22 protein-coding genes and 1 riboswitch are annotated in these 25,484 nt (G+C 61.9%); of the genes, 7 read left to right on the forward strand and 15 right to left on the reverse strand.

Going from position 1 to position 25,484, the window contains the following annotated elements; genetic code table 11:
* Positions 1–83: 83 nt before the first annotated feature.
* From AC07UR_RS09555 to AC07UR_RS09565, 3 genes are all read right to left on the reverse strand, one after another.
* Positions 84–1,454 carry an MlaD family protein gene (locus AC07UR_RS09555; protein ID WP_173420106.1) on the reverse strand — a complete coding sequence of 457 codons (1,371 nt, stop codon included), beginning with the start codon at positions 1,452–1,454 and terminating at the stop codon, positions 84–86.
* Between the two features lie 92 nt (positions 1,455–1,546).
* Positions 1,547–2,356, reverse strand: a complete 810-nt coding sequence (locus AC07UR_RS09560) for an ABC transporter ATP-binding protein (protein WP_209791936.1) — start codon at positions 2,354–2,356, stop codon at positions 1,547–1,549.
* Between the two features lie 13 nt (positions 2,357–2,369).
* On the reverse strand, positions 2,370–3,524 hold the full coding sequence (locus AC07UR_RS09565) for an ABC transporter permease (RefSeq protein WP_173420107.1): 1,155 nt from the start codon (positions 3,522–3,524) through the stop codon (positions 2,370–2,372).
* Positions 3,525–3,662: 138 nt separating this feature from the next.
* Here AC07UR_RS09565 and dgcA point away from each other — a divergent pair, with 138 nt between their 5' ends.
* Positions 3,663–4,646 (forward strand): N-acetyl-D-Glu racemase DgcA, encoded by a 984-nt coding sequence (gene dgcA, locus AC07UR_RS09570; protein WP_209791938.1) that lies wholly within the window; start codon positions 3,663–3,665, stop codon positions 4,644–4,646.
* On the opposite strand, the gene AC07UR_RS09575 is transcribed toward dgcA, so the two are convergent.
* Positions 4,598–5,818: an MFS transporter gene (locus tag AC07UR_RS09575; protein WP_209791940.1), complete on the reverse strand. Its 1,221-nt coding sequence runs from the start codon at positions 5,816–5,818 to the stop codon at positions 4,598–4,600. The two genes, dgcA and AC07UR_RS09575, sit on opposite strands and share 49 nt — an antisense overlap.
* 104 nt (positions 5,819–5,922) lie before the next feature.
* Positions 5,923–6,762: a UDP-2,3-diacylglucosamine diphosphatase gene (locus AC07UR_RS09580; protein WP_173420110.1), complete on the reverse strand. Its 840-nt coding sequence runs from the start codon at positions 6,760–6,762 to the stop codon at positions 5,923–5,925.
* Positions 6,763–6,937: 175 nt separating this feature from the next.
* Between AC07UR_RS09580 and AC07UR_RS09585 the strand changes: the two genes are divergently transcribed.
* The 4 genes from AC07UR_RS09585 (at position 6,938) to AC07UR_RS09600 (ending at position 12,225) form a co-directional block, all read left to right on the forward strand.
* Positions 6,938–9,250, forward strand: coding sequence for an NADP-dependent malic enzyme (locus tag AC07UR_RS09585; protein ID WP_209791941.1), 2,313 nt, complete (start codon positions 6,938–6,940; stop codon positions 9,248–9,250).
* Between the two features lie 168 nt (positions 9,251–9,418).
* Complete coding sequence (locus tag AC07UR_RS09590; protein ID WP_173420112.1) at positions 9,419–10,156, forward strand: helix-turn-helix transcriptional regulator; 738 nt, start codon at positions 9,419–9,421, stop codon at positions 10,154–10,156.
* A gap of 155 nt (positions 10,157–10,311) precedes the next feature.
* Positions 10,312–10,956 carry an acyl-homoserine-lactone synthase gene (locus AC07UR_RS09595; RefSeq protein ID WP_173420113.1) on the forward strand — a complete coding sequence of 215 codons (645 nt, stop codon included), beginning with the start codon at positions 10,312–10,314 and terminating at the stop codon, positions 10,954–10,956.
* Between the two features lie 189 nt (positions 10,957–11,145).
* Positions 11,146–12,225, forward strand: coding sequence for a DUF2865 domain-containing protein (locus AC07UR_RS09600; RefSeq protein ID WP_173420114.1), 1,080 nt, complete (start codon positions 11,146–11,148; stop codon positions 12,223–12,225).
* Here the strand turns inward: AC07UR_RS09600 and bluB are convergent.
* The 3 genes from bluB to AC07UR_RS09615 all read right to left on the reverse strand — a co-directional run bounded on the left by bluB (position 12,134) and on the right by AC07UR_RS09615 (position 15,395).
* Positions 12,134–12,925, reverse strand: coding sequence for a 5,6-dimethylbenzimidazole synthase (gene bluB, locus AC07UR_RS09605; RefSeq protein WP_173420115.1), 792 nt, complete (start codon positions 12,923–12,925; stop codon positions 12,134–12,136). The genes AC07UR_RS09600 and bluB overlap by 92 nt on opposite strands.
* 45 nt (positions 12,926–12,970) lie before the next feature.
* Positions 12,971–13,178, reverse strand: a riboswitch (cobalamin riboswitch).
* 112 nt (positions 13,179–13,290) lie between these two features.
* Positions 13,291–14,112: an SDR family oxidoreductase gene (locus tag AC07UR_RS09610; protein WP_173420116.1), complete on the reverse strand. Its 822-nt coding sequence runs from the start codon at positions 14,110–14,112 to the stop codon at positions 13,291–13,293.
* Between the two features lie 89 nt (positions 14,113–14,201).
* Complete coding sequence (locus tag AC07UR_RS09615; protein WP_209791946.1) at positions 14,202–15,395, reverse strand: phytanoyl-CoA dioxygenase family protein; 1,194 nt, start codon at positions 15,393–15,395, stop codon at positions 14,202–14,204.
* A gap of 100 nt (positions 15,396–15,495) precedes the next feature.
* On the opposite strand from AC07UR_RS09615, the gene AC07UR_RS09620 reads away from it, so the two are divergent.
* Positions 15,496–16,521: a LacI family DNA-binding transcriptional regulator gene (locus AC07UR_RS09620; protein WP_209791948.1), complete on the forward strand. Its 1,026-nt coding sequence runs from the start codon at positions 15,496–15,498 to the stop codon at positions 16,519–16,521.
* Positions 16,522–16,555: 34 nt separating this feature from the next.
* Here AC07UR_RS09620 and AC07UR_RS09625 read toward each other — a convergent pair whose 3' ends face one another.
* The gene (locus AC07UR_RS09625) at positions 16,556–17,521 is read right to left on the reverse strand and encodes a quinone oxidoreductase family protein (RefSeq protein WP_209791950.1); all 966 of its coding nucleotides are present in this window, start codon (positions 17,519–17,521) and stop codon (positions 16,556–16,558) included.
* Positions 17,522–17,533: 12 nt separating this feature from the next.
* Positions 17,534–18,022 carry a 2,4'-dihydroxyacetophenone dioxygenase family protein gene (locus tag AC07UR_RS09630; protein WP_112834168.1) on the reverse strand — a complete coding sequence of 163 codons (489 nt, stop codon included), beginning with the start codon at positions 18,020–18,022 and terminating at the stop codon, positions 17,534–17,536.
* Between the two features lie 111 nt (positions 18,023–18,133).
* Between AC07UR_RS09630 and AC07UR_RS09635 the strand changes: the two genes are divergently transcribed.
* Entirely contained in the window at positions 18,134–18,805 is a 672-nt protein-coding gene (locus tag AC07UR_RS09635) for a helix-turn-helix domain-containing protein (RefSeq protein ID WP_209791952.1), read from the forward strand.
* A 4-nt stretch (positions 18,806–18,809) separates the two neighbouring features.
* Here AC07UR_RS09635 and AC07UR_RS09640 read toward each other — a convergent pair whose 3' ends face one another.
* From AC07UR_RS09640 to AC07UR_RS09660, 5 genes are all read right to left on the reverse strand, one after another.
* A complete protein-coding gene (locus AC07UR_RS09640) occupies positions 18,810–20,330 on the reverse strand; it encodes a diguanylate cyclase domain-containing protein (RefSeq protein WP_209791962.1) in 1,521 nt (506 codons plus the stop codon).
* Positions 20,331–20,493: 163 nt separating this feature from the next.
* A complete protein-coding gene (locus AC07UR_RS09645; protein WP_209791964.1) occupies positions 20,494–22,227 on the reverse strand; it encodes an ankyrin repeat domain-containing protein in 1,734 nt (577 codons plus the stop codon).
* A 165-nt stretch (positions 22,228–22,392) separates the two neighbouring features.
* On the reverse strand, positions 22,393–23,220 hold the full coding sequence (locus AC07UR_RS09650; protein ID WP_209791966.1) for a TolB family protein: 828 nt from the start codon (positions 23,218–23,220) through the stop codon (positions 22,393–22,395).
* Positions 23,221–23,244: 24 nt separating this feature from the next.
* Positions 23,245–23,580 (reverse strand): hypothetical protein, encoded by a 336-nt coding sequence (locus tag AC07UR_RS09655; protein WP_209791968.1) that lies wholly within the window; start codon positions 23,578–23,580, stop codon positions 23,245–23,247.
* A 3-nt stretch (positions 23,581–23,583) separates the two neighbouring features.
* Positions 23,584–25,266, reverse strand: a complete 1,683-nt coding sequence (locus AC07UR_RS09660) for an NAD+ synthase (RefSeq protein WP_209791970.1) — start codon at positions 25,264–25,266, stop codon at positions 23,584–23,586.
* Positions 25,267–25,484: the final 218 nt, after the last annotated feature.

The following is a 25,484-nucleotide window of genomic DNA, read 5'->3' on the forward strand; positions in this document are numbered from 1 at the left end:
CCCTTGTCCAATACGCAGCACCTTAGAGCGCTCTTTATTGAAAGCAACCCGCCCGGCCCCGCGCCGGCCTTGTCTTACCTGATTCACCGTCGGGTGCGACCATCATATTGCTTGACCGTTTCGCCGCCGAACAGCAGGCGTTGCGGGTTCTTGTCGAATGTCGAAATCGTATTCTCGAGGCTCTGCACCGTCCGGCGCGTATCGGACACCAGCGCCTCGACATCGCGAAGACCTCCCCCGGAGAACCGCTTCAGATTATCGGCAATCGGTCCGATCTGGGCGTTGAGGTTCTCGGCCACCTTGCGGAACGATTCGAGAGTGCTGCGCGCCTCGGCCGAAAGCGATGGCGCGTCGGCATCGCCGAGGAAACCATCCACCTTGACAAGTATGCTGTCGACCCGGTTCGATGCTGCATTCAGCTTGCTCGCCATCTGGGTCACGTCGGTGATGGTGCGATCGATGTCCTGCTGGCGCGCCGTGATCTTCGCGGCAAACTGTGTGATGTTTGCGACCGCCTTGCGGGCATCGGCACTTGCCGCCGAGATGTCGTTGACGACCAGTTCGACCTTCTGCTTGTCGACGGCAGCCACCAGCGTATCGACGCGCTCGAGCGTCTTCTGCGCGTTCTTGCCGAACTGGTCATAGGTCTCGACCGTACGCTTGAACGCCGCAATGGTCTCCGAAACCCCGCCGGAGGCGGCCTTCAGGTCATTGCTCATCTGCTCGACATTGCTGACGATACGATCGATCTTCTTCGGATCCACCGACTTCACCAGCACATCGGCAGAAGCAAGCGTCGAATCGAGCTTCTTCGATGCCGCATTGATCGACGCAGAAAGCTCGGTGACGCTCTTCAGGAAATCGTCGATCGCGCCGGAATTGTCGGCAAGCGCCTTGGAGAATTTTTCGGCATTGCTGATTGTGCCGGTCAAGGGACCGCGCACGTCCTTGACGAAGCCCTGAATGTCGGTGATCGCGTCGTTGGCGCGGTCCATGATCTTGTCGGCGGTCGCAAGAAGGCTGGTAACGCTCGACTGGTCGGCGAGGATGCGCGCCTGGGTGCCCTTCTCGAGAGCATTCCTCAAAATGTTCTCGTCCCCCTTGTTGCCGCCGCTGAGTTCGATGTAGGCGGCACCGGTCAAGCCCTGCACTTCCAGCGTCGCCTTGGTCGATTTCAGCACGGGTGCGTCAATGGAGACTTCCGTCACCGCGATGGAATAGCGCGGGTCGTTGGCGTCGATCGCCAGATTGCGCACGGAGCCGACGGGAATACCGTTGAAGCGAACAGGCGAGCCGACGGAAAGCCCGTTGGCGGAGCCGGGAATGTTGACGACCAGCTCGACCATTTCGCCGCTGCGGCCGTATTGCGACATCCAGTAGACGAAGCCGAAGGCCGCCGCGATCACGAACACCGTGAAGAAGCCGACAATGGCGTAATTCGCTTTAGTTTCCATTCGTTCCGACTACCTCAGTGGCCATCCTATCGGCCGTTCATCTGCTCCAGACATCCGGAAAATCTCCCAAGCTGCCCGCCGGCTTCCTGGCGCTATTCGTCGTGACGCACGATCGACCGCGCCCGTTTCCCCCGGAAATAGGACTGCACCCAGGGATCGTCACAGGCCAGCATGTCCTCGACCGTCCCCTCGACCAGAACCTTCTTGTTTCCGAGCACCGCGATGCGATCGCAGACCGAAAACAGGCTGTCGAGGTCGTGAGTCACCATATACACGGTCAATCCGAGCGTGTCGCGCAGCTTGGCGATCAACTCGTCGAACTCGGCCGCACCGATCGGATCGAGGCCCGACGTCGGCTCGTCGAGGAAGACGAGATCGGGGTCGAGCGCCAGCGCCCTGGCAAGTGCGGCCCGCTTGATCATGCCGCCCGAAAGCTCGGATGGGTACTTGTCGGCCGCCTCTGGCGCCAGGCCCACCAATTCGATCTTCACGCGTGCCAGCTCGTCCATCAGGCTCTGCGACAGGTCGAGATACTCGCGCATCGGCACCTGGATGTTTTCGCGCACTGTCAGCGCCGAAAAGAGCGCGCCGTGCTGGAAAAGCACGCCCAGACGCATGTCGAGCGCGATCCGGTCGGCCTCCGACATCTTGTCGTATTCCGCGCCGAGGATCTCGATCGTGCCGGAGCGCTTGGCAAGAAGCCTGAGGACCGTCCGCATCAACACTGATTTTCCGGTGCCAGACGCCCCCACGAAGCCGAGGATTTCGCCGCGATAGATCTCCAGGTTGAGCTTGTCGAGCACGATATGGGGGCCAAAGCCGACCGTCAGGTCGCGCACGGACAGAACCGATTCATGGCCGTTCGCGGCGTCTGGCTGTCTTTCTGTGGCTGTTGTGTCCATCGTCCCATCCGCCTCAGAATTCGATCGCCGCGTAGAACATGGCAAACAGGCCATCGATCAGGATCACCACGAAGATCGATTTGACCACCGAGGAGGTCACGTGCCGGCCGAGCGATTCGGCGCTGCCGCCCACCTTCAAGCCTTCGACGGCCGCCACCACACCGATGATCAGCGCCATGAACGGCGCCTTGATCATGCCGGCCGCGACCGATGAAAAATCGACGGCCTCCTGCAGGCGCGACAGAAAGGTCGCAATGGTAATGCCGGAATAGGTCCAGGCGACCAGCGCCGCACCGGTCAGCGCCGCGAAATTGGCGATGATGGTCAGAAGCGGCAAAGCGATCGTCAGCGCCACAAGGCGCGGAAACACCAGGACGCCAACGGGGCTGAGGCCCATGACCTTCAGCGCGTCGACCTCTTCGCGCATCTTCATTGAACCGATTTCGGCTGTAATCGCGCTGCCCGAACGCCCTGCGATCATGATCGCGGTCAAGAGCACGCCGATTTCACGCAATTGCAGGATACCGACGAGATCGACGACGAAAACTTCGGCGCCGAAGTAGCGCAGCTGAAATGCACCCTGCTGCGCAATGATCGCGCCGATCAGGAAGGACATCAGCATGATGATCGGAACGGCCTTGACGCCCATGCGGTCGATCTGGTGGACGATGGCCGCCGGCGAGAGGCCGCTGTGTCGCCCGAGCTTGAGCTGCGCACCACGAACCGCCGAACCGAGAATGTACATTGCAGCGACGATATCGTTCCAGGTGGCGATCATCACTTCGCCGATCGGAGCGAAGAGCCGTTGGAACAGCGGAATCTTGTCGCTTTCGTCCTCCGGTGTCGGCAGTTCCGCAGGCAGCGCGCCGATCAGTTCGACATAGCGCTGTCCGCCATCGACAAACTGGATCCCGTCCTTTTCAGGGCCGGCGATCTTCGTCATGAAACGCCGGATGATCCATGCCCCCGCCGTATCCATGGCAGTGACACCCGACAGATCGAACTGCTTGACGCTACTACCCTTGCGCGCAAGCTGGTCGAGCTTGGCAGCCATGGCTTCAGCCGTCTCGTGCCGCCAGACGCCCGAAAAGACGTAAGTGCCATCAGAGCCTTCGGCGTCTCCGCCGAGCGCGACATCCGCAACGATCTTGGTCTGGGAACGCGTCACCTGGTCTCTGTCATCCCGATTTGCTAACCGCTCGTAAAAGCTTGCTCCGTCATAACGGCTCACATCCTTGATGTCATCCGGACGAAGCCGGTAACATCGCCACCAATGTGCCAGATAGCCCCCGCCGGAGAAGATTTCATGTCCACTGTGCTCGAAGCGACAACCGAAGACTTCCCGATTGCGGGCACTTTCACGATTTCACGCGGCTCGAAGACCACGGCGAGCGTGGTGACCTGCCGAATCACTGAGGGCGGCAGCAGCGGCTGGGGCGAATGCGTGCCCTATGGCCGCTACAACGAAAGCATTGCCTCGGTGCTTGCAGAGATCGAAGCCATTCGCCCGCAGATCGAGCAGGGTTTGACGCGCCAGCAACTGCAGTCCACGATGAAGCCGGGTGCTGCCCGCAACGCCGTAGACTGCGCGCTGTGGGACCTCGAAGCAAAGCAGAAAGGCAAATCTGTCCGCGAGCTTGCCGGTCTTTCCTCACCAGAAACATTGACAACGGCCTATACGCTTTCTCTGGCCGAGCCCGAAGCGATGCGTGCGCAGGCCGCGCAATATGCCCACCGCGCCCTGCTCAAGATCAAGGTCGGTACGTCGGACGATGCCTCTCGCATCCGCGCCGTGCGGGAGGGTGCGCCGGAGAGCCGCATCATTCTCGATGCCAATGAGGGCTGGACGCCGGACAGCCTCGCCTATCACTTCGCCATCTGCGCCGAACAGCGCATCGACCTGATCGAGCAGCCGCTGCCGGCCGGCCGCGATCAGGCGCTCGCCACCATTGCCCGCCCCGTTCCCGTGTGCGCCGACGAGAGCGTGCATGCGACCGGCGATCTCTCCGCCCTTGTCGACCGCTATGACGCGGTCAACATCAAGCTCGACAAGACGGGCGGCCTGACGGAGGCCCTCCGCATGCGCGATGCGGCGACATCGCTCGGCCTTAAGGTGATGGTCGGCTGCATGGTCGGAACCTCGCTCGGCATGGCACCGGCGATCCTGGCGGCGCAGGGCGCCGATTTCGTCGACCTCGACGGCCCCCTGCTCCTGGCGCGCGACCGCACGCCGAGCCTGCGCTATGAGGCCTCGCTGGTCTTTCCGCCCGAGCCGCGCCTCTGGGGCTGAAGGTATCGGGCAGTCAGGGCAAAGCAGCAGCCGGCAAAGGCGACCACCGACATCGAATAGAACCCGTTCACCCCGTACCAGGCATAGAGATAGCCTGACAGGAACGTGAAGATTGCCGTGAAGATGCCGGTGTAGAAGAAGTAGAGGCCCTGCGCCGATGCTTCCTGCTCCTCGACCACGCGCTCCACCAGCTTGTTCTGCATGCCGGTGTGCATGATGGCATAGGTGAAGGCGTGAAAGCACTGCAGCACGAAGTATCCGGAAAAGCCGAGATCCATCGGGAAGATGATCCAGCGCAGCACGGCCAGGAAACAACCGGACAGGATCATCGTCCAGACGCTGAAACGCCGAATGATCGCCTTGGCGAAGATGAACATCGTCACTTCGGCAGCAACGCCCGCACTCCAGAGAATCCCAATCTCCGTGCCGCTATAGCCGATATGCTGCCAGTAGATTGCCGAGAAGGCGAACAGCATGGCGTGGCTGGCGTTCACCAGCGTCACGCCGATCAACAGCAGTTGCAGATCGAGCTGGCGCAGCGATTTCGGCGGGGGCTCGGTCAAGGCCGTGATCGGCGACGGACGTCGCGGCCGACCGACCTTGGGCGCCGCGAAGGCCATCGCGATCGTCAGGCCAAATCCGATCGCCATCGCCGGCAGCACCATGTCGCCACCGAAGATGCCGATCAACCAGCCGCCGAGCATGGTTGCGCCGATGAAGGCAACGGAGCCCCACAGCCGCATCTGGGCATAGTCAAAACCCCAGCGCCTGACACCGGAAAGCGCGATCGCCTCGACGATCGGCACATAGGGTGAATAGACGGCAGATTGCAGCGTGTAGATGATCAGGATCGGCCAGAAATCGCGGGCATAAAACAGCACGAACGCCGTCGCCAGCGACAGGAACCCAGACCAGATCAGAACGATCGTGCGCTCTCCGAGCCGATCGGCGATCACGCCCGCGATCGGCGCCGTGAACACGCGCACGAACATCGGCAAGGCCAGCACAACTCCGATCTCGAAATCGCTCATGGAAAGCGTCGTCAGCCAGACCGGAAAATACGGCATGGCGAAACCGTTGACGATCAACGGAGCGCAGAAGAGCAAGGCTGTGCGAAGCGTAAAATAACGCGGCGGAGGGCCCACGGCAGCGGGCGCTTGGGAGGGAATCATGGGAGGACCTGATGGCTATGGGCCAGCAATAGCATAGCCCACTGCAGGATCGCCATAACCTAGATTTCGCTACAAGCGCGGTTCGTAGGCTGCTCGCAGCCTCTTCAGGCAGCCCGCTGCGTCAGCAATTGCGCCAACAGACGTTCGGCTTCTGCAGTTCCCTCGGCTTCAGCGGCGCCGCCGCGCATCTGATGCCAGGTGATCAGCTCCATGGTGCCGTCGTGGTGCTCGGCGATCGCCGTGCAGCTTTCGACCCAGTCGCCGGTGTTGATGTAGCGGATGTCGCCGATGTCTTCGATGACGGCATGGTGGATATGGCCGCAGATCACCCCTTGGGCGTCGTGACGCCTGGCCTCGTCGGCGACCACCTTCTGGAACTCGCCGATGAAGTTGACGGCGTGTTTCACCTGCAGCTTCGCCCAGGACGAGAACGACCAATAGGGCATGCCGAGCCGGCGGCGAATGGCGGCGAGACCGATATTGATGGCGATTGCCGTGTCGTAGGCCCAGTCGCCGAGATAGGCGAGGATGCGGGCATTGCGCACGACCACGTCGAACTCGTCGCCATGCAGCACCAGATAGTTGCGGCCGTCGGCGCCCTTATGCATGTGGCGCTGCGCCACCTCGATTCCGCCAAAATGAACGCCAGGAAAATCGCGCATGAATTCGTCGTGGTTGCCAGGGATATAGATGATACGCGTGCCCTTGCGCGCCTTGCGCAAAAGCTTCTGGACGACGTCGTTGCAGTTCTGCGGCCAATACCAGCTTCGCTTCAACCGCCAGCCATCGACGATGTCGCCAACGAGAACGATGGTTTCCGCCTCGTGATACCGCAGGAAATCAATGAGAAAGTCGGTCTTGGCCGCCTTGGAGCCGAGGTGGACGTCGGAGATGAACAACGTCCTGAGATGTCTTACGGAGTTGTCTTGCGGCGCCGCCATCATACCAGCCTCGTCTTGATTGAGCCTTCTGGGGCCCGTCAAAACCAGACTCGTGTTTCAGGAAGATGACACGGACGCCGGCCGCTTCGTCGCACCGGCGCAAAAGAACCGCGCAAAAACTGTACGCGGTTCGCAATTCGTGCCACAAGGCCACGTCCAAAAAAGAGGAATGCAGACTATGAGCACGGGCGACAAAAACAAATCCCACACCGGTCCGGCCAGCGGCGATATCGACCAGCAGGCTCTTTTCTTCCATCGTTACCCGCGCCCGGGGAAGCTCGAAATCCAGCCCACCAAGCCGCTCGGCAACCAGCGCGACCTCGCGCTCGCCTATTCGCCAGGCGTGGCTGCACCTTGCATCGCCATCCGCGACAACCCGGAAACGGCAGCCGACTACACGGCGCGCGCCAATCTTGTCGCGGTGATCTCCAATGGCACGGCCGTTCTCGGTCTCGGCAACATCGGTCCGCTTGCCTCCAAGCCCGTGATGGAAGGCAAGGCCGTCCTGTTCAAGAAATTCGCCGGCATCGACGTCTTCGACATCGAGATCGATGCGGCAAGCATCGAGCGCATGGTCGACGTCATCTCGGCGCTGGAGCCGACTTTCGGCGGCATCAACCTCGAAGACATCAAGGCACCGGAATGCTTCGAGGTCGAGCGCCAGCTGCGTGAAAAAATGCAGATCCCCGTCTTCCATGACGACCAGCATGGCACCGCCATCATCGTTGCGGCCGCGATCCTCAACGGCCTGGAGCTGGCCGGCAAGGACATCGCCAAGGCCAAGATCGTCACCTCGGGTGCCGGTGCTGCAGCGCTTGCCTGTCTCAACCTGCTCGTCACGCTCGGCGCCAAGACCGAAAACATCTGGGTGCACGACCTCGAAGGCCTCGTCTACAAGGGCCGCGAAGTTCTGATGGACCAATGGAAATCGGTCTACGCCCAGGAAAGCGACAACCGGGTGCTTGCAGACAGCATCGGTGGCGCCGACGTCTTCCTCGGCCTGTCGGCGGCCGGCGTGCTGAAGCCGGAACTGCTGGTACAGATGGCGGAAAAGCCGCTGATCATGGCACTGGCCAACCCGACGCCCGAGATCATGCCGGAAGCCGCCCGTGCGGCACGCCCGGACGCCATGATCTGCACCGGCCGTTCGGACTTCCCCAACCAGGTCAACAACGTGCTCTGCTTCCCGCACATCTTCCGCGGTGCGCTCGACTGCGGCGCAAGCACGATCAACGAAGAAATGAAAATGGCGGCCGTCCGCGCCATCGCCGGCCTTGCCCGCGAGGAGCCATCGGATGTCGCTGCCCGCGCCTACTCCGGCGAGACGCCGGTCTTCGGCCCTGACTACCTGATCCCCTCGCCCTTCGACCAGCGCCTGATCCTGAGGATCGCGCCGGCCGTCGCCAAGGCTGCTGAAGAGAGCGGTGTCGCCACTCGTCCGATCCAGGATTACGACGCCTATCTCGACAAGCTCAACCGCTTCGTCTTCCGCTCCGGCTTCATCATGAAGCCGGTCTTTGCCGCCGCCAAGAACGCGCAGAAGAACCGCGTGATTTTTGCCGAAGGCGAAGACGAGCGCGTGCTGCGCGCAGCCCAGGTGCTGCTCGAAGAAGGCACTGCCCGCCCGATCCTGATCGGCCGTCCGCAGATCATCGAGACGCGCCTGCGTCGCTACGGCCTGCGCATTCGTCCTGATGTCGATTTCGAAGTGGTCAACCCCGAAGGCGACCCGCGCTATCGTGACTATGTCGAGGACTATTTCGCCCTTGTCGGCCGCCTCGGCGTCATTCCGGAAGCAGCCCGTACGATCGTGCGCACCAACACCACGGTCATCGGGGCGCTTGCCGTCAAGCGCGGCGAAGCCGACGCACTGATCTGCGGTGTCGAAGGACGCTACAGCAAGCACCTGCGCGACGTCTCGCAGATCATCGGCAAGCGCGAAGGCGTTCTCGACTTCTCGGCGCTGAGCCTGCTCATCTCACAGCGCGGCGCAACGTTCTTCACAGACACCTATGTCAGCTATTGCCCGAGCGCCGAAGAAATCGCCCAGACGACAGTCATGGCGGCACAGGAAATCCGCCGCTTCGGCATCACGCCGCATGCCGCCCTTGTCTCGCACTCGAACTTCGGCTCACGCGATTCCGAAAGCGCCACCAAGATGCGTCAGGCATTGCAGCTCGTGCGCGAACTTGCGCCCGACCTCGAAGTGGATGGCGAAATGCATGGTGATTCGGCCATCTCCGAGGTTCTGCGCCAGCGCGTCATGCCCAACAGCACGCTTTCGGGCGAAGCCAACCTGCTGGTCTTCCCGAATCTCGATGCCGCCAACATCACGCTCGGCGTCGTCAAGACGATGACGGACAGCCTGCATGTCGGCCCGATCCTGCTTGGCTCGGCACTGCCGGCGCACATCCTGTCGCCGTCCGTGACCTCACGCGGCGTCGTTAACATGGCAGCACTCGCTGTCGTTGAAGCCAGCCATCCGGGTTGAAACTTTTTGCAGGGCCGTCGTACCCGGCGGCCCTGTGTTTCCGATCCGATCCTGGCAACAACCATTGTTTGTAGGATCGACAATCCACAGCAAATGCGGATGACGGTTCTGGACAAAAGGTGAACCCCCAACCATTGTGGGGTTCAGGGCAAGAATCGGTGTTGTGGCATGACTGAACAACAGGCTGTCCTCGACATGCTGGAAATCCTGGAATGCGGAGGCTGTGTCGAGCCGGCCCATTTTTTTACGTTGATGCGACGTACCTTTCGCATCGCTCATCTCCTTTATCTTGAGGCCGAGCCCTATGCGGACGAGCTCAAGATCTGCCGCCTGCACCACACATTCGGTGCCTACGCGGCGGAGCTTTATCTGACGCGTGGGCTCTATCGCATCGATCCGATCCTCAAGCTGGCGCTCGGCGGCGTCAGACCGGTCGAATGGACGACGGCGCGCCATCGCTTTCCCGAATGCGAGCCGTTGTTCAAGACGGCCGAAGAGATCGGGCTCTCTAGCGAAGGCGTCGCCCTGCCGCTACCCTCGCCGGCCGGTCGCATGGCGTTGCTTGCCATCAACGTCAACATGTCGGCGGCCGAATGGTCGATCTATCGGCGCAATCATCTGCGCGACTTCCAGCTCGCCGCCAACCTGTTTCATGCCGGCATGCTCGAGAATGCGGCCATGACGAGTGGCGCGGCAACGCGCGAGATGCGCTTGACCGGCCGTGAAACCGAGGTTCTCACCTGGTCGGCAGCCGGCAAGAGCTATTGGGAGATTGCCACCATTCTCGGCATTTCCGAGCGCACCGTGCGCTTCTTCATGACCAATGCCCGCCGCAAGCTCAACGTCGTCTCCAACACGCAGGCCGTGGCCCAGGCCGTCCGCCATGCGCTGATCCCCACAGTTTGATCCGGGCTAGAGCCGCTCCCCCCACGCTCTTCCGGAAACCCATCGAAATTTAGAGTAAAAAATCCGTTACCGGTACTGTCACTAGTGCCAGTTTCTTCTCCGCCGCCGGACTGACAGCATCACGCCATCCCCCAAAGACAAGGATGGAGAGAACGATGATCAGGATCCTCAACGGCAGGACACGCGGACAGCACCCACAGGCCATCGACGAGATGTTCAAGTTGCGCAAGCGCGTCTTTCACGACTTCCTGAAATGGGACGTTCAGACCGATGGGGACTGGGAGATCGACAACTACGACAAGTCGAACCCGCTCTACATCCTGTCCTATTCGCCGGACACCGGAAAGCTGCGCGGATCGCTGAGGCTGCTGCCGACGCTTGGCCCCAACATGCTGGACGATACGTTCCCGATCCTGCTTGGCGACAACCCGGAGATCCGCAGCGCCTCGATCTGGGAATCGAGCCGCTTTTGCATCGATCCGGAAATTTCCCAGGACCGTGCTTCCAATCAGGTCACGGTTGCCGCCGCAGAACTGATGTGCGGCGTCGGCGAACTCGGACTTGCCTCCGGCATCAGCCACATCGTTACGGTCACCGACGTCTTCCTCGAGCGGATGTTCCGTCGCATGGGTTGCCCCGGCGAGCGCATCGGTGAACCGCACCGGATCGGCTCGGTCTTTGCCGTGGCGGTCGCCTGGGAAGTGACGCCGTCGCTGCTGAGCGCCATGAAGGCCGTCGCCGCGATCGAAGGCACCGTGCTTGAGCGGCCGATGTCGCTGGAAACCGCACGCGCAGCCTGACACCGGATCGGAGCCGTCCATTCGTCCGAGAGGACGACACTGTTAACGCATTACGAGGCTTGTCGTTGCACACGCAGTGACAAGCCTTATGATAGGGCTGAAACAGGAAATGCCGACGGCGACCGATCCCGGACAACAAGGGCGGCGCAGCGCGGTTGCAGAAATGGACGTTCGCCCTTGTTCCGGAACATGAAAACCCTTGCCGCGGCGACTTTGCCGCTGCTTCTGGTTCTTGCCGATCAGGCGCTGGCCTCCAGCGTGTGCGACCGCCTGAACACCCGGCTTGCGCAATTGCCCGAGGCCATCACCACCACGGCCGATACGCGCGATTACGCCAGCGCGATTTCGCGACAGAACATTGAACTGCGTCGAGCGCGCAACGATCGCCGCCGCGCCGGCTGCGGCACAGGCAGCGTCGTCGTGTTCAATGGCGGCGACCCGGATATCTGCGCTGATATCAACAGCCTGATCGCCGAGATGGAAGACAATCTCGCTATCCTCAAATCGGAACGCCAGCAGCTGATATCGGGCGATGGCGACGACACGCGTCGGCGCATCCTGGCTGCACTTGAGATCAACGGTTGTTATGGCGACCGCGAGGAATTTGCCAGCGCCGACCCGGACGCGCCGGAAACGCATCGCAATATCCTGCGCGATCTGCCGCCGGAGGAATCCTACGGGCCGTTGTTGCGCGATGGCGACGCAGACGGATACCCTCCGGAAAGCGGCGTCTATTCCGGCACGCTTCGCACCATGTGCGTGCGCACCTGCGACGGCGCCTTCTTCCCCATTTCGTCCGAGGCGAGCCCGGCGGACTTTGCTCGCGACGAGCAGGCCTGTCGCGCCCGCTGCCCGGGTGCCGAAACCGAGCTCTTCTTCCACGAGCTTGCGACCGAAGAGAGCGACCAGATGGTTTCCGCCTCGACTGGACGCCCCTATCGGGAATTGCCGAACGCCTTTGCCTACCGGACGCGAGACGTCGGCAAGCCCGGCATCTGCGGCTGCCAGATCCCGAAGACGGTGGCAACAGCGCCCAAGGCAGGCGGCGGCAATTCCAGCGATAGTCGGTCCTCGATCATCGTCATCGAAGGCAATAAGGGGGCAGATGCCCCTTCTGCCAAGGTGACGGTTCCCGCTGAAGAGCGCCCCTACGATCCCGCCAAGAGCAAGGTGCGGGTCATCGGGCCGACGTTCCTGCCCCAGAAGGAAACGTCGATCGACCTTCGCCACCCCACGGGTCCGGCTTACCAGCCCGTTCAGAGCAACTGATCGCGGCGTCAGCCTTCCGGCAGGCTCCCCAACCTTCCTCGAATACCAGTTCCTCCAGCGGCAGGCGCTGGCGCCAGCCTTTTACCGCCAGTTCCGGCTCACGGTAGAGGTGGTCGACGAAGCCCAGGCAAAGCCAGGCGACGATCACGACATGATCGGGTATGCCGAGGATCGCCTTGATCTCGTTCTCATGAAAGATGCTGACCCAGCCGACGCCGACGCCTTCAGCGCGCGCGGCAAGCCAGAGATTCTGGACGGCGCAGACGGTGGAATAGACATCCATGTCAGGATTGTGGGTGCGCCCGAGAACGACCGAGCCGCCGCGTGTGCGATCGCATGTCACGCAGATACTGAGCGGTGCCTTGCGGATACCCTCCAGTTTCAGCGAGCGGTATTTCGCCCGCTGATCACCATCGAACATCAGCGCAGCTTCGTCGTTGGCGCGGGAAAACGCCTGCCAGACCCGCTCGCGGGTTTCCGCCTGGCGCACGACGACGAAATTCCATGGCTGCATGAACCCCACCGATGGCGCCCGGTGCGCTGCATTGAGCAGGCGCATCACCAGATCGTCAGGCAAGGGGTCGGGCAGGAACTGATCCCGCACGTCCCGGCGTGTTTCGATGGCGCGGTAGACGGCTTCGCGCTCGTCAAATGAAAAGGCTTCTGCGGCCGCAAGGCCGCCATTCGCGTCAGTCAGCATCGTTCGATCCCCAACAATGCACAACCTTCCGCCGTCCGCGCGGGTTTCGGTCTATCTTGCCAGGCCGGTCTTCTGACTTCGGATCCCCCGGCCGCTCCGCCTTCCCAGATCCGATGAAGATCCAGTGGCAAGACTTTGAGAAAACTCAAGATCCCTGGGGCAGCCGTCCCCGTCACAGCGTTGGGCACGTTCCGGAGTGACACCGGATTCCCGATTCTCCCGCGTCGCGGGCACCTGACGACGCCATAAGTGCACAGCCAATCGGGAATGACAAGCAACTCGGTGGGTGCCCGCCGGCACCGTGCGAGCCTTTCGGCAGCGGTCGACATCGGAGACCTTTCGACCGCTGCCCTTGCGGCTCACTATCAAAGCGGGGCGACGGGATGTGGCGAGCCGTCATAGCCACCCCAGACCGACTGGTCGAAGCAGATGACCGACCCCGTCATCAGGCCGGATTCGTTCGAGGACAGATAGGCGCAGGCGCGCGCGACTTCCTTGGGATCGACAAGCCGGCCGAAAGGCTGGCTGGCGGCCGCCTTTTCCAGCCAGTCGGCTGCAGCACCGTGAAACTCTCGCTGGATGCGATCTTCCCCCTCTGAGGCCATCCATCCGATATTGAGACCGTTGACACGAATACGGTTGCGCAACAGCGCGTAAGCCGTGTTCTTGGTCAGCGTCTCCAGCGCGCCCTTGGACGAGCAATAGGCAGCGATGAACGGCTGCCCGGCCATGGCCGACATGGAACCGATGTTGACGATCGTGCCCTGAGTGCCCTCCCTTCGCATAACCTTGACAGCCTCCTGGATCAGGAAGAACGGCGCCCGCACATTGATGGCGAACATCCGGTCGAAGAGTTCGGGGCTTGTATCGAGAATGGTGCCGCGGTCGGTGATTGCTGCCGCGTTGACCAGCGCATCGACCCGCCCGAAGGTGGCGTCGCAGGCGTTGACAACCTTTCGGGCATCTTCGACCTTTTCGAGATCCGCTTCGACATAAAGCACCTGCGCGCCGCTCGCCTTGCGGATCTCCTCAGCCTTCGCCTCTCCCTTGGCAGTGTTGCGCCCGCAGATGACGATGCCTTCGGCCCCGCGTTCCGCAAACAGGCTGGCGATCGTTGCCCCCAACCCTTGCGTCCCACCGGTGACGATGGCGACCTTGCCGTCAAGACGGCCGTGTTGTTCGGTCATGAAATTCCTCCCAGGAGTGAAAGTGTCATCGAAACAGGAACGGCCCCCGCCGCCGAGCGCCGGGGACCTGTCATGGCGATATCTTCTGTTCAGCTCAGCTTGCGCTGTGCCTGCTCTTCAAGCGCTTTGCGGAAATCCGCCTCGCTCCACCTTCCTGAAAGCGCCTCATGCATCAACTGCGCCTGTGTTTTCGGCGCAAGGCCGCCGAGCGGCGGGTCGCGATCGAGATTAGTCGGGAAGGAATAACCTTCGGCACAGGACGCAATCGCATTGGCGACCTCACCCTTCGAAAGGGCGCCGGATGCGATAAGAGCTGTCAGCGCCGGATAGAGCGCCGCGCTCATCTTCACGCGATCCACGGTCTCCATCGCTCGCCCGAAGGCCGACGAAACCTGCAGCAGATTGGCAACGCGCTTGATATCGGTCGAACGGTTGCTGCCGGCGGCATGGAACAGCGCCGGATTGAAGAAAACGACATCGCCCTTTGCAAGCGGCAACTGCACGTGATGTTCGTCGAAATAGGCGCGGAACTCCGGCCGCTTCAGCGCGAGGTAGCCGGGCACATAGGTCTGGCTATAGGGCAGGAACAGCGTTGGGCCGCTTTCAAGCGGCATGTCGCAATGAGCAACCGCCCCCTGCAGCGTCAGGACAGGTGACAGCCGGTGCACATGAGCCGGATATTGCTCGATGACATCAGAGCTCTGGAAGCCGAGGTGGTAGTCGCGATGCGCCGCCTGCGACGCCCCACCCGGATTGACCCGATTGACCTGCGCCGTCATCTGATAGTTCGGACCAAGCCAGGCTTCGCTGACAAGTGCAATGATGGCATTGGCATAGTAGGCAGCAAAATTTTCAGGGCTCTTCAGGCAGTGCTTTTCGAGCGAGTTCCAGATCCGGTCGTTGGCGCCGGGCTTGGCAAAATGGTCGCCGCCGCCGCTCTTGGTGCGGTGCTGCTCCTCGATGATCGCATCGAAGATGCCGCTGGCGGCATCGATGACGGTTGTGTCGGCGTAGGCGTGCTTGAACACGGCAACACCTGGACCGGTCGCCAGCACTTCGCAGATCTCGGCCAGTGCCGCGCGGCGCCCCTCGGCCGTCGCGCAGGCTGATACCAGGCTGGCGCTGTCATAGATCAGCACGTTCTTCTCGCAGGCGAGCGCATGCGGATAGTCCGCAAGGTTCGTCTGGCGCTCCACCTCGGCACGAAATTCTTCGATGTCGCAGCCATCTTCGCTCAGCCACACGCGTTCGAGGCGCTGGCGCGCATTGTTGTCGGTCTTCATCCCGTTCCTCCTCAGAAACATTCGATGCCCCGACTATAGGCGCCGTCCAATCGTGATATAGAGCAGGAATCCATCAAAAAACCATCAGGAGAGATCGCCGTTGGCTCATCCGTTTCTGGTCAAGGATATTGCTTTTCAGGCCGGGCTCAGCACCGCGACCGTCGATCGCGTCCTGAACGGGCGCCCCGGCGTGCGCCAGCAGACCGAAGCGCGCGTGAAGGCCGCCATTCGCGAGCTGGAAAAGCAGCAATCCGGATTGGAGATCCAGGGCCAGAGGCGGACGATCGACGTGGTGATGGAGGCACCGGAGCGTTTTACCGATACGGTCAGAGAGGCATTCGAAACCGAAGCGCCGACCTTCATGCCAACGACGTTCCGTTGTCGCTTCCACTTCGCCGAGACGATGCGCCCGCAGGACATCGCCCAGCTTCTCGACCGCATTCGGTTGCGCGGAACCGATGGGGTGGTGTTGAAAGCGCCTGATATGCCTGAAGTCGCGGGCGCCGTCGCCCGCCTGGAACAGGCGGGTATCCCGGTGATTACGCTTGTCACCGACCTGCCGAATTCGGCGCGGACCGCCTATGCCGGCGCAGACAACCGTGCGGCCGGCGAAACGGCGGCCTATCTCATCGGCGAACGCTTCGCTGAACGCTCCGCAACCGTGCTCGTGACAATTTCAAGCAGTCGTTTCCGTGGCGAGGAGGAACGCGAAATCGGCTTTCGCCGCGTACTGCGTGAACACTATCCGGCAATCCGCATTGTCGAGATCAGCGAAGGCCATGGCAAGGACACCGAGACCGGTGCGCTTGCGGCAAAGGCGCTTGCGGCACACGCCGACATCAATGCGGCCTATTCCATTGGCGGCGGCAACCGCGCTGTGCTCGCGGCGTTCGAGCGCGTCGGTCGCGATTGCACGTTGTTCATCGCCCATGACCTCGACCAAGACAATCTGGCGCTGCTGCGCGAACGCCGGATCCATTTCGTCCTGCACCATGACCTGCGCAGCGACGCCCGCATGGCCTTCCGCGCCATTCTCGCCGGGAGAAGCGGCAACGGTCAGAAGCCGGCCGGGGCCCGGCTGTCGGCCGTGGAGGTGATTACGCCCTACAACGTGCCCGTCGCCTGAGCGGAGCGGCCCGCAATGAAGCGGGGCCGGTCCGTCATTCGGGTAAAAGCACGATCTTTCCCGAGAACCGCCGGTCCTCGAGCCGAGCATGGGCCGCGGCCCCGTCCGATAGTGCGAAGGTCTCGATGCGCGGTCGTTCGATGACGCCGTCCCTGAACGACTGGAACAGCCGCCCGGCCCGGCTCAGCCGCTGCTGTCGATCGGTCAGAAAATTCCAGAGATCACCACCGACGACGGTTTTGGAATGCTCCATGAGATAGCGCGGATCGACCAGGGGTGCCGGCCCACCGGCCATGCCGAACGTCACAAGCGTTCCGCGCGAGCGCACCGCCGAGAGACTGTCGAGAAGGGTTATGCCGACTGAATCATAGGCGACATTGACGCCGCCGTCACTCAAGGCGCGCACCTTGTCCGGCCAGCCCTCGTCATAGCCGAGCGCATAGGCAGCACCCGCGGCCTTGGCGAGCGCCTGCTTCTCCAGCGTCGAGGCCATGCCAATGACACTGGCACCGCGCGCGATGGCAAGCCGGATCAGCAACTGCCCGACACCGCCGCCGGCGGCCTGCACCAGAACGGTATCGCCGGCCCGGACGCTATAGCTGTCCTCGACCAGATACTGCGCCGTCAGCCCCTGCAGCAGAAGGGCAGCAGCGGCCTCAAAGCCGATATCGTCAGGAAGCGGGATGGCCCGCTCCAGCGGCACGGTCACCCGCGTTGCATTGGCAAACGGCACGTCCGCAAACCCGATTCGGTCACCGACAGCGACGCCTTCGACGCCTTCACCGATGGCGATCACCTCGCCTGCCCCTTCGTAGCCGGCGATGTAGGGCGCCTTGCCCGCAAGCGTGTAGTTGCCCTTGCGCCGATAGATGTCGGCGAAGTTGAGCCCGATTGCCCGCATGGCCAGCTGGATATGGCCAGGTGGCACAGCCGGGTCGGCAACCTCGCGATAGCTCAAGACCTCCGGCCCACCGAAAGTGTCGAATACCAATGCATGCATGGTTGCCTCCCCCTATCGGATCAGTGTGCGGACGAAATCTTCGCCAAGCCCGACCGACTTGCAGTGTGCCGCATATCGGTCGAGCCTGACCAGCACGTCGTCATAACCTTCAGCGTTGCCGTCATCATCGAGATAGACCAGAGGTCCAAACACGTGGAACAGCGCCTTCATGTGGCCGGCCTCCGGATGCACGTAGAGCGTATGGATATCGCCCGCCGGTTCGAAGATGAAGGTGCCGGGCCGTGCGATCCAGTCGCGCTCACGATAACCCCAGGTGCCCTCCAGCGTCCAACCGGTGACCGGATTGGAATGACGATGCCGCTCGATGGTGCCGGCGCCCTTGGCCTTGAAGATGCTGACCCAACTGCCGCCCCGCACATCGAACAGCAACGGCAATGTGAAGGCGCTGTCGCCGAAGGGCAGCCAGCGCCGTTCATCCGCCTCCGCATCGGCGACCAGCAACTCGTCAACTCCGTATCTGCTTTCCTGAATGTTGATCAAAGTCCATCCTCCCGTTAAGTTTCACAAACGGGATTTATCTACTATAGTGGATTTCGTCAACAGAATTGAGAATCGTCGATTTTGCTCGTATGCATTGCCCGAGGAGACGCCATGCCAAAACTGACCATCACCCGCCGACCTGCCGAACAGAGACTTCGCTCGACCGAAGAGCGACCGGCCGAACTTGGAGCCCGCGTGAAGGAGCTCCGGGTCGCACGGGAATGGACGCTCGAAGAAGCGAGCCAGCGAATCGGCCTGTCGCGCTCGGCGCTATCGAAGATCGAGCGCAACGAGATGTCGCCGACCTTTCACGCCATGCAGAAGCTGGCGGCCGGCTTCTCGCTTGATCTCCTGAGCTTTCTCGCCTCCGGCGAGGCAAGCCCGCCCGCCGGCCGGCGCAGCGTCACCCGCAAGGACGATGGCACCCGCCATGAAACGCCGAATTATGGCTTGCGGCTGCTGATGGAAGAGGTGCGCAACACGGCCTTCATGGTGGTCGAAGTGCTGGTCAGGGCACGGGGGCTCGACCAGTTTCCCGATTGGGACCGGCACGATGACGAGGACTTCATGTATGTCCTCGACGGAGAAATCACCCTCTATACCGAGCACTACGCACCAGCAGTGCTGAAGAGCGGCGACGCCGTCTACTTCGATGCACGCCTCGGCCATGCCTGCATTTCAACCAGCGACGGCGACGCCCGGCTTTTGTGGGTGACCGCTCCGCTCGGCGGACGCTTCAGCCGCTCGGATGAAGACCATGGCGATGGAAAGCTACCGGCATGAAAACTCAGCCGGCGTGGCGCCTTGACACCTCTGCACTCAGCGCAACCTTGTCTTCCGGGGAAAGGTCGTCAGCCGTCTGGACACGGTTGCGCCCGCGTTTCTTGGCGAGATAGAGCGCCTCGTCGGCAGCGGCCAGCAGCGCGCGGGCAGTGCTGCCGTGCTTAGGCGCAAAGGCCAGGCCGACGCTGCTGCCGACGCGCAACATCTGCCCCTCAAGCTCGACCGGCGTCTGTGCATCGATGACAAGGCCCGCAGCCACAGCCGATACGTCCGCATCCTTGCCTGACGAACGATGGATAACCGCAAATTCATCACCGCCCAGGCGGGCAACGGTTCCACGCACCCCGACCCGCCGGCGGTACCGTTCGGCAATGGCCATCAACACCGCGTCACCCGCCGCGTGCCCATGCCGGTCGTTGACGGCCTTGAACTCGTCCAGATCGGCAAGGATCAGCGCGAATGGGCGGTTTTTCGCGTCGAGGAGCGCGGCGGCCAGCGCATCGTCGAAGCCGCTGCGATTGAGAAGCCCGGTGAGGCGGTCATGTTTTGCCATGTAGAGGTTTCGCGCCTCGCTCTGCTGCAAGGCGGCAAAGACACTGGAGAACCTGAGGGCTACAAAGGCCATCAAAAGCATTGCCAGGATCGCGATGGCGATCACGCTCGGCAGGATCTCCGCCCGCACGAAGCCGCCGGGCGATTTGGACGTCCAGGCAACGACCAGGCAGGAGGCGTCCAAGCACCGGCCGACGGACACGTGCACGCTATCGGCCGGAAGTTGAGACAGCGGGACGAAGGCAAGGCCAGACACCCCAAGCTTTGCTTCGATCTCCCGCAGCGACTGCGCCGTCAGCGGGCGAACAGAAACCATGAACACCGGTTTGCGGCGATCGGCGGCAAGCTGCAGCGTTTCCGGGATCACCGCCTGGACGACCGCGATGCTCATCTGCCCTTGAACCTCGCGCATATCCACGGCGTGGATGCCGGGTACGATCGGCGTTACCGATTGCCGGTTCGGCTGGGGGATATCGAGCGTATAGGTGCCGCCATTGTTTCTCAGCGCATTGTCATAGCGGCGACGTGCCTCGTCGAGCAGATCATCGACATCGCGAAGCGGGCCTTCGGCCGCCTGCGCGGGGATGGCCAGACCGTCCTTCAATGCTGTCGAAACATGTCCATCGGCATCACCGAAGATCAGCCAGGAGAAACCGTAGTCCTCCCAGAGCCACCCGGACAATTGTTCGGCCACGAAGGCGTCACTCAGCCGTCCGGTCGCAAGTTCGTCGTAAGTGTCGTCCCAGAAAGAGACCTGCGCCTGGAATTGCACGGCTGCTTCCATCTGGTGGCGCAATTCGTTTGTCACCAGTCTGCGCTCTGCAGAACGGCCGAAACGGTCCGCCTCGACGACGGAACGATTGAGAACGAAGATGAGGCTGGCGATTGTCAGGATCGCAACCAAGGTACAGGCAGCATGAATTGCCCAGACCGCCCTGTTCCGCTTCGGTTGCCGAAACTTTTCCTCGATCACGCCAACGCCCCCTCACCGGACCAGCCGTCAATGGCGAAGGGTGGCACCGATCAGACGCCACCCTAAAGATCAAAGCAGAAATTTAGTTTAAGCAAGCTGGTATTGAAAGCCTTAAAGACTTCAACCGCCTAGTATAAGCCAACAATCAGTAGTCGTACGACCACTAGTTGGGCGAAGAAAATCTACGCAACATCGAGACGATTTCCTCGTCGCCTTCGTCGCGGGCGAGATCCCGGATCGACCGCGTGCCGCTGCCATCACGCCGATTGGCATCGGCACCTTTTTCGATGAGCAGCTTGACCACGGCGGACCTTCTGTTGACGACGGCGATGGCAAGCGGTGTCATCCAGTCGCTTTGCGGGTTTGGCCGCCCGCGCCCGCGGAATTGGCCGAAGGGTATGTCGAGCAGTTCCGGTTTTTCATCGACGATCGCCATCACCCGTTCGCTCTTGCCGAAGGCGGCGGCTGCAAACAGGTCGAGCGACTGGCTCTCGAGGAAACGAACCATGTCGCCCTTGCCGTTATACTCGGCCCAGCCGATCGGCGGTGCGTGATGATAGGGGTCGCGCGCCATGGCGTTGGCGCCATGCTCGAGCAGCAGCTTTGCCATCTCGATATGTCCATGCAACGCCGCCTCGTGCAGCGGCGTTCGCGACGTCATGCGGTTGACGTCGAAGCCGAGCGACAGCATCAGCGCCGCCTGGACTTCACGGTTTTCGCCCGCAGCCTCATGCAGGATCGCGGGATGTGCCGACTGCGTGCGCGAAACGAGCGTTGCATCCCCAGCCACCAGCGCCTTCGCCTGTTCGCCCTTGCCCTCGGCAATCGCTCTCGCCAGGCGATCGACATCGGTAAGTTCCGCTACCGTGGCGCCATGAGCAACCAGATATTCTGCAAGGGACGCATCGCCGCCAAGCTCCGCCCATTGGTAGGGTGTGCGTCCCTTTACGGTTCGGTTGACGTCCGCACCATGCTCGACGAGCAATCGAACGCGATCGGCCATTCGTTTTTCCAGCGCCCAGGCGAGCTGGTAGTCGAAAACACTCTGGCTGTTTTCGATCAGTTCTCCATCCTCGCGCACCAGCCAGTTGTTCCTGTCCTTGGCGCTCAACCCGTGGCGCAGCAACAGCTCAAGGCAGGTATTGTCGGGCTCGAACATGCGGTTGTAGAGCGCCTGACTGTCGTTGGCCCTGGCGCCGGCCTTGAGCAGCAGCTCGGCAAAGGCGGTGCAATCGGGGTGTTCCGGTTGCCGCTCCTTGCCCGCTTCGCCTTGGCCGAAGACGCCTGTCAGCGCGGTGAAACGATACTGTCCATCATCCAACCAGAAGGCATTGGCATCGGTACCGCGCGCAACAAGCCGCTCACCGGCTGCAAGCGAAGACCTGCCGGGAACGCGGGCATAGGCGGCATAGAGCAGAGGCTCCCAGTCGTAGGGGCCTGCACGCTTGCCGGCGAGCTTCGGATCCTGATCGAGCCAGCGGTCGATAGCGTCGCCATCGCCGAGCGCGGCGGCAACGTGAATACTTTCGCCTGCAATTTCAGGATGCTCTTCGAGCAGAGCTTTCGCCTGGGCATACCGCTCAGGATCGGCGGCTATGTCGCCGAAGTAAGACACAGTCGCGAGCGCCAGGAAGCGGTTGGCAAGCTGCTCGGTGGCAGGCTTGCCCTGCTGAGAGCGCTCAAGGTGCGTTTTCAATCGGGTCCAGCTGGAAAAGCCAAACTCCCGAGCGAGGACCAGTTGGGCATCCTGCAGACCAATCGTGGCCGGTTCGGTGAAATAGGGCAGCGTCCGCTGGCGTGCCGCGGCATCGCCAGCCTTCAGGGCTTTCAGAAAAGCCTTGGCCTGCTTGCGGATGGATTCGAGGGTAGCATTCGCGGGAAGATCGCGCGTGATCATGAAAGACCTCCTTTCATTCACGTCCGGTATCCGCGCCCACAGACTGAAAAGAGGTGTGGCAACCAAGTTCAGTGAAACAGGTGGGTCTGGCCCTTCCCGCGGATCGGGTGCGCCCTGCAAGCGAGACGATCGCTAGCACGCAGTCCGTATTCTTGTCCAGCCTTCTCAGCTTTTCGCTTCGTAGCGAACGAAGGCAAAGCGATCGCCCTTCGGCGACCAGTTGGGAACGTTCATCGTGCCCTGTCCGCCGAAGAGTTCGAACAGGTCGCACGCGTTGGTGCCATCCACCTCCATCAGTCGCAGACGAACATTCAAGTCCCGCGGATGGTCGAAGACATCGCCGTCGTAGGAGAGAACCAGCAGGTGCTTTCCGTCCGGCGACGGATGCGGGAACCAGTCGCCATAGGGACTGTCGGTTATGCGCTCGACGTCCCTGCCGTCGGGCCGAACGCGCCAGATCTGCATGCGACCGGAGCGGCTGGAATTGAAATAGATCCACGCGCCATCGGGCGACCAGTCGGGGCCGTCATTCCGGCCCTCGCCCTGCGTCAACCGCCGCTCCTCGCCCCCGTCAACCGGGATCGTATAGATATCGAAAACCTGATCGCGAATGCCGCAATAGGTGAGTGTCTGGCCATCCGGCGACCAGCCATGCCAGTAGGACGGCAGGTTCTGTGTTACGAGCCTAGGTTCGCCGCCCGAAGCCGGCAGCAGATAGATCGCCGACTTGCCGAATTCGGTCTTGTCGCTGATCGCGATCGTGCTGCCATCAGGCGAAATGCCGTGGTCGTTGTTGCAGAGACGGGCAAAGCCGGTCTCGATCTGGACCGGTTCGCCGCCGTCAAGCGGAAGGCGATAGAGCAGCCCATCGCCATTGATGACAAGATGCGTTCCATCAGGCGACCAGTTCGGCGCCTCGACCAACCGGTCGGTCTGCCAGACGACATGCATCTCGCCGCTGACGATGTCGTAGGTTTCAACGGAACTGCGCATCGCATTCTCCTGCCGTCACTGCGGCTATCTGCGTCGTTCGTCCGCCGGCAACATCGCCAACACCTTGACGCAGATCGATTTCATCAGGCCGAATTTGCTCTGGTCTCGCCAGGTCGAAACGAAACCCCAGCCGAGCAGCAACAGGATACAGACAAAGGCGACGCCAACGATGACGAGACTGCCAGCCGAAAGACCATAGATCCCGAACACCGCCGGTGTCGCGAAATAGGCGATCTGCGCCGAAAGCTGGCCGCCAGCAGAACTATCGCAGAGCGACCACAGCCGGATCAGGTGGACTTCCTCGTCGGTGAACTCTGGCGAGCTCTTGGCGTCGCCCGCCTCTTCGCAGACGGCTTTCACCGCCTAGCCCCGGTCGCGGAACCGGTTCGTGATCGGATAGCGCCGGTCGCGGCCAAAATTCTTCTTGGTGATCTTCACGCCGGGCGCCGACTGCCGGCGCTTGTACTCAGCGATATAGAGCAGATGCTCGATGCGGTGCACCGTCGCCTCGTCATGACCGCGCGCCACGATCTCTTCCGTGCTCATCTCCTTTTCGACGAGGCATTCGAGAATGTCGTCGAGTACCGGATAGGGCGGCAACGAATCCTGGTCGGTCTGGTTGGGGCGAAGCTCGGCCGAAGGCGCCTTGTCGATGATGTTCTGCGGGATGACCACACCGGACGGGCCGAGCGCACCGGGGGGCACGGTGGTGTTGCGCCAGCGCGAGATGCCGTAGACCTGCATCTTGTACAAGTCTTTGATCGGATTGAAGCCACCGTTCATATCGCCGTAGAGGGTGGCATAACCGACCGACATTTCCGACTTGTTGCCGGTCGTCACCACCATCGAGCCAAACTTGTTGGAAACCGCCATCAGAATGGTGCCGCGTGTTCGGCTCTGCAGGTTCTCCTCGGTAATGCCGGATTCCGTGCCTTCGAACATATCGGCGAGCGCGCCGAGGAAGCCTTGCACCGGCTCCTCGATCGGCACGATATCGTAGCGGCAGCCGAGCGCTTCAGCGCAGTCCTTGGCGTCCTTGAGCGAATCCTTCGAGGTATAGCGGTAAGGCAGCATGATCGTGCGCACCCGCTCCTCGCCGAGCGCGTCGACGGCAAGGGCCGCACAGATCGCCGAGTCGATACCGCCGGACAGGCCGAGCACGACGTTCTTGAAGCCGTTCTTGTTCACATAATCGCGGAAGCCAAGCATGCAGGCGCGATAATCGGCTTCCTCCCGCTCCGGCAGACGCGACTGCAGGCCGCCGGCGCAGTGCCAGCCATTGTCACCCTTCTTCCACTCGACGATCGACAGCGCTTCCTCGAACTGGCTCATCTGGAAGGCGAGCGACTTGTCGGTGTTGAAGGCGAAGCTCGCGCCGTCGAACACCAGTTCATCCTGCCCGCCAAGCTGGTTGGCGTAGATCATCGGCAGGCCGGTCTCGATCACCTGCTTCAGCACCACCTGATGGCGCACATCCACCTTGTCGCGATAATAGGGCGAACCGTTCGGCGACAGCAGGATTTCAGCACCGCTTTCGGCCAGAGTCTCGCACACGCCGAGATCGCCCCAGATATCCTCGCAGATCGGAATGCCGATGCGGATGCCGCGGAAATTGACCGGCCCGGGCATCTCGCCCTGGTCGAACACCCGCTTCTCGTCGAACTCGCCATAATTCGGCAGATCAACCTTGTCGCGCACCGCAATGATCTTGCCGCCGTCGAGAACGGCGACGGCATTGTGGCGTCCCGTCTTGGCAAGACGCGGGAAGCCGATAATGACGCCCGGGCCGCCGTCGGCGGTCTCGCCCGCCAGCTTTTCCACCGCTTGCAGGCAGGCCTTGAGGAAAGCCGGCTTTAGAACCAGATCCTCCGGCGGATAACCGGAAATGAAGAGCTCGGTGAGGAGAAGAAGGTCGGCGCCCTGGCGCGCCGCATCGGCGCGCGCCTCACGCGCTTTCGCCAGGTTTCCGGCGATATCGCCGACAGTCGGATTGAGCTGGGCAACGGCGATGCGAAGCAGGGTGGGAGCAGCTTTATGAGCGGTCATGAGCGGGCCTGTCGGTCTGTTCTCGAACGAATGCGTCTGACTTTCGCCCCGATCTTTAGCGCAATCCGCGCCAAAATACCCACAGCCAATCGCAGCGAAGCGAAAAATTCCAAAAAAATTCTGCTATTTCGGATTGTTATCGGCTCCGGTTCGCACACCCTCACGTGACGAAAACCTGTTTCCAAACACCCTGAACAAGCCATTCATCCCCTGTTCAA

This window comes from Ensifer sp. GW821-FHT05G01, assembly GCF_059419585.1.

What these genes read in the sequence shown, in the direction of transcription:
- AC07UR_RS09555 (WP_173420106.1), bottom strand. Translation starts at nt 1,454, where the DNA reads ATGGAAACTAAAGCGAATTACGCCATTGTCGGCTTCTTCACGGTGTTC.
- AC07UR_RS09560 (WP_209791936.1), bottom strand. Translation starts at nt 2,356, where the DNA reads ATGGACACAACAGCCACAGAAAGACAGCCAGACGCCGCGAACGGCCAT.
- dgcA (WP_209791938.1), top strand. Translation starts at nt 3,663, where the DNA reads ATGTCCACTGTGCTCGAAGCGACAACCGAAGACTTCCCGATTGCGGGC.
- AC07UR_RS09575 (WP_209791940.1), bottom strand. Translation starts at nt 5,818, where the DNA reads ATGATTCCCTCCCAAGCGCCCGCTGCCGTGGGCCCTCCGCCGCGTTAT.
- AC07UR_RS09580 (WP_173420110.1), bottom strand. Translation starts at nt 6,762, where the DNA reads ATGATGGCGGCGCCGCAAGACAACTCCGTAAGACATCTCAGGACGTTG.
- AC07UR_RS09585 (WP_209791941.1), top strand. Translation starts at nt 6,938, where the DNA reads ATGAGCACGGGCGACAAAAACAAATCCCACACCGGTCCGGCCAGCGGC.
- AC07UR_RS09590 (WP_173420112.1), top strand. Translation starts at nt 9,419, where the DNA reads ATGACTGAACAACAGGCTGTCCTCGACATGCTGGAAATCCTGGAATGC.
- AC07UR_RS09595 (WP_173420113.1), top strand. Translation starts at nt 10,312, where the DNA reads ATGATCAGGATCCTCAACGGCAGGACACGCGGACAGCACCCACAGGCC.
- AC07UR_RS09600 (WP_173420114.1), top strand. Translation starts at nt 11,146, where the DNA reads ATGAAAACCCTTGCCGCGGCGACTTTGCCGCTGCTTCTGGTTCTTGCC.
- bluB (WP_173420115.1), bottom strand. Translation starts at nt 12,925, where the DNA reads ATGCTGACTGACGCGAATGGCGGCCTTGCGGCCGCAGAAGCCTTTTCA.
- AC07UR_RS09610 (WP_173420116.1), bottom strand. Translation starts at nt 14,112, where the DNA reads ATGACCGAACAACACGGCCGTCTTGACGGCAAGGTCGCCATCGTCACC.
- AC07UR_RS09615 (WP_209791946.1), bottom strand. Translation starts at nt 15,395, where the DNA reads ATGAAGACCGACAACAATGCGCGCCAGCGCCTCGAACGCGTGTGGCTG.
- AC07UR_RS09625 (WP_209791950.1), bottom strand. Translation starts at nt 17,521, where the DNA reads ATGCATGCATTGGTATTCGACACTTTCGGTGGGCCGGAGGTCTTGAGC.
- AC07UR_RS09635 (WP_209791952.1), top strand. Translation starts at nt 18,134, where the DNA reads ATGCCAAAACTGACCATCACCCGCCGACCTGCCGAACAGAGACTTCGC.
- AC07UR_RS09645 (WP_209791964.1), bottom strand. Translation starts at nt 22,227, where the DNA reads ATGATCACGCGCGATCTTCCCGCGAATGCTACCCTCGAATCCATCCGC.
- AC07UR_RS09650 (WP_209791966.1), bottom strand. Translation starts at nt 23,220, where the DNA reads ATGCGCAGTTCCGTTGAAACCTACGACATCGTCAGCGGCGAGATGCAT.
- AC07UR_RS09660 (WP_209791970.1), bottom strand. Translation starts at nt 25,266, where the DNA reads ATGACCGCTCATAAAGCTGCTCCCACCCTGCTTCGCATCGCCGTTGCC.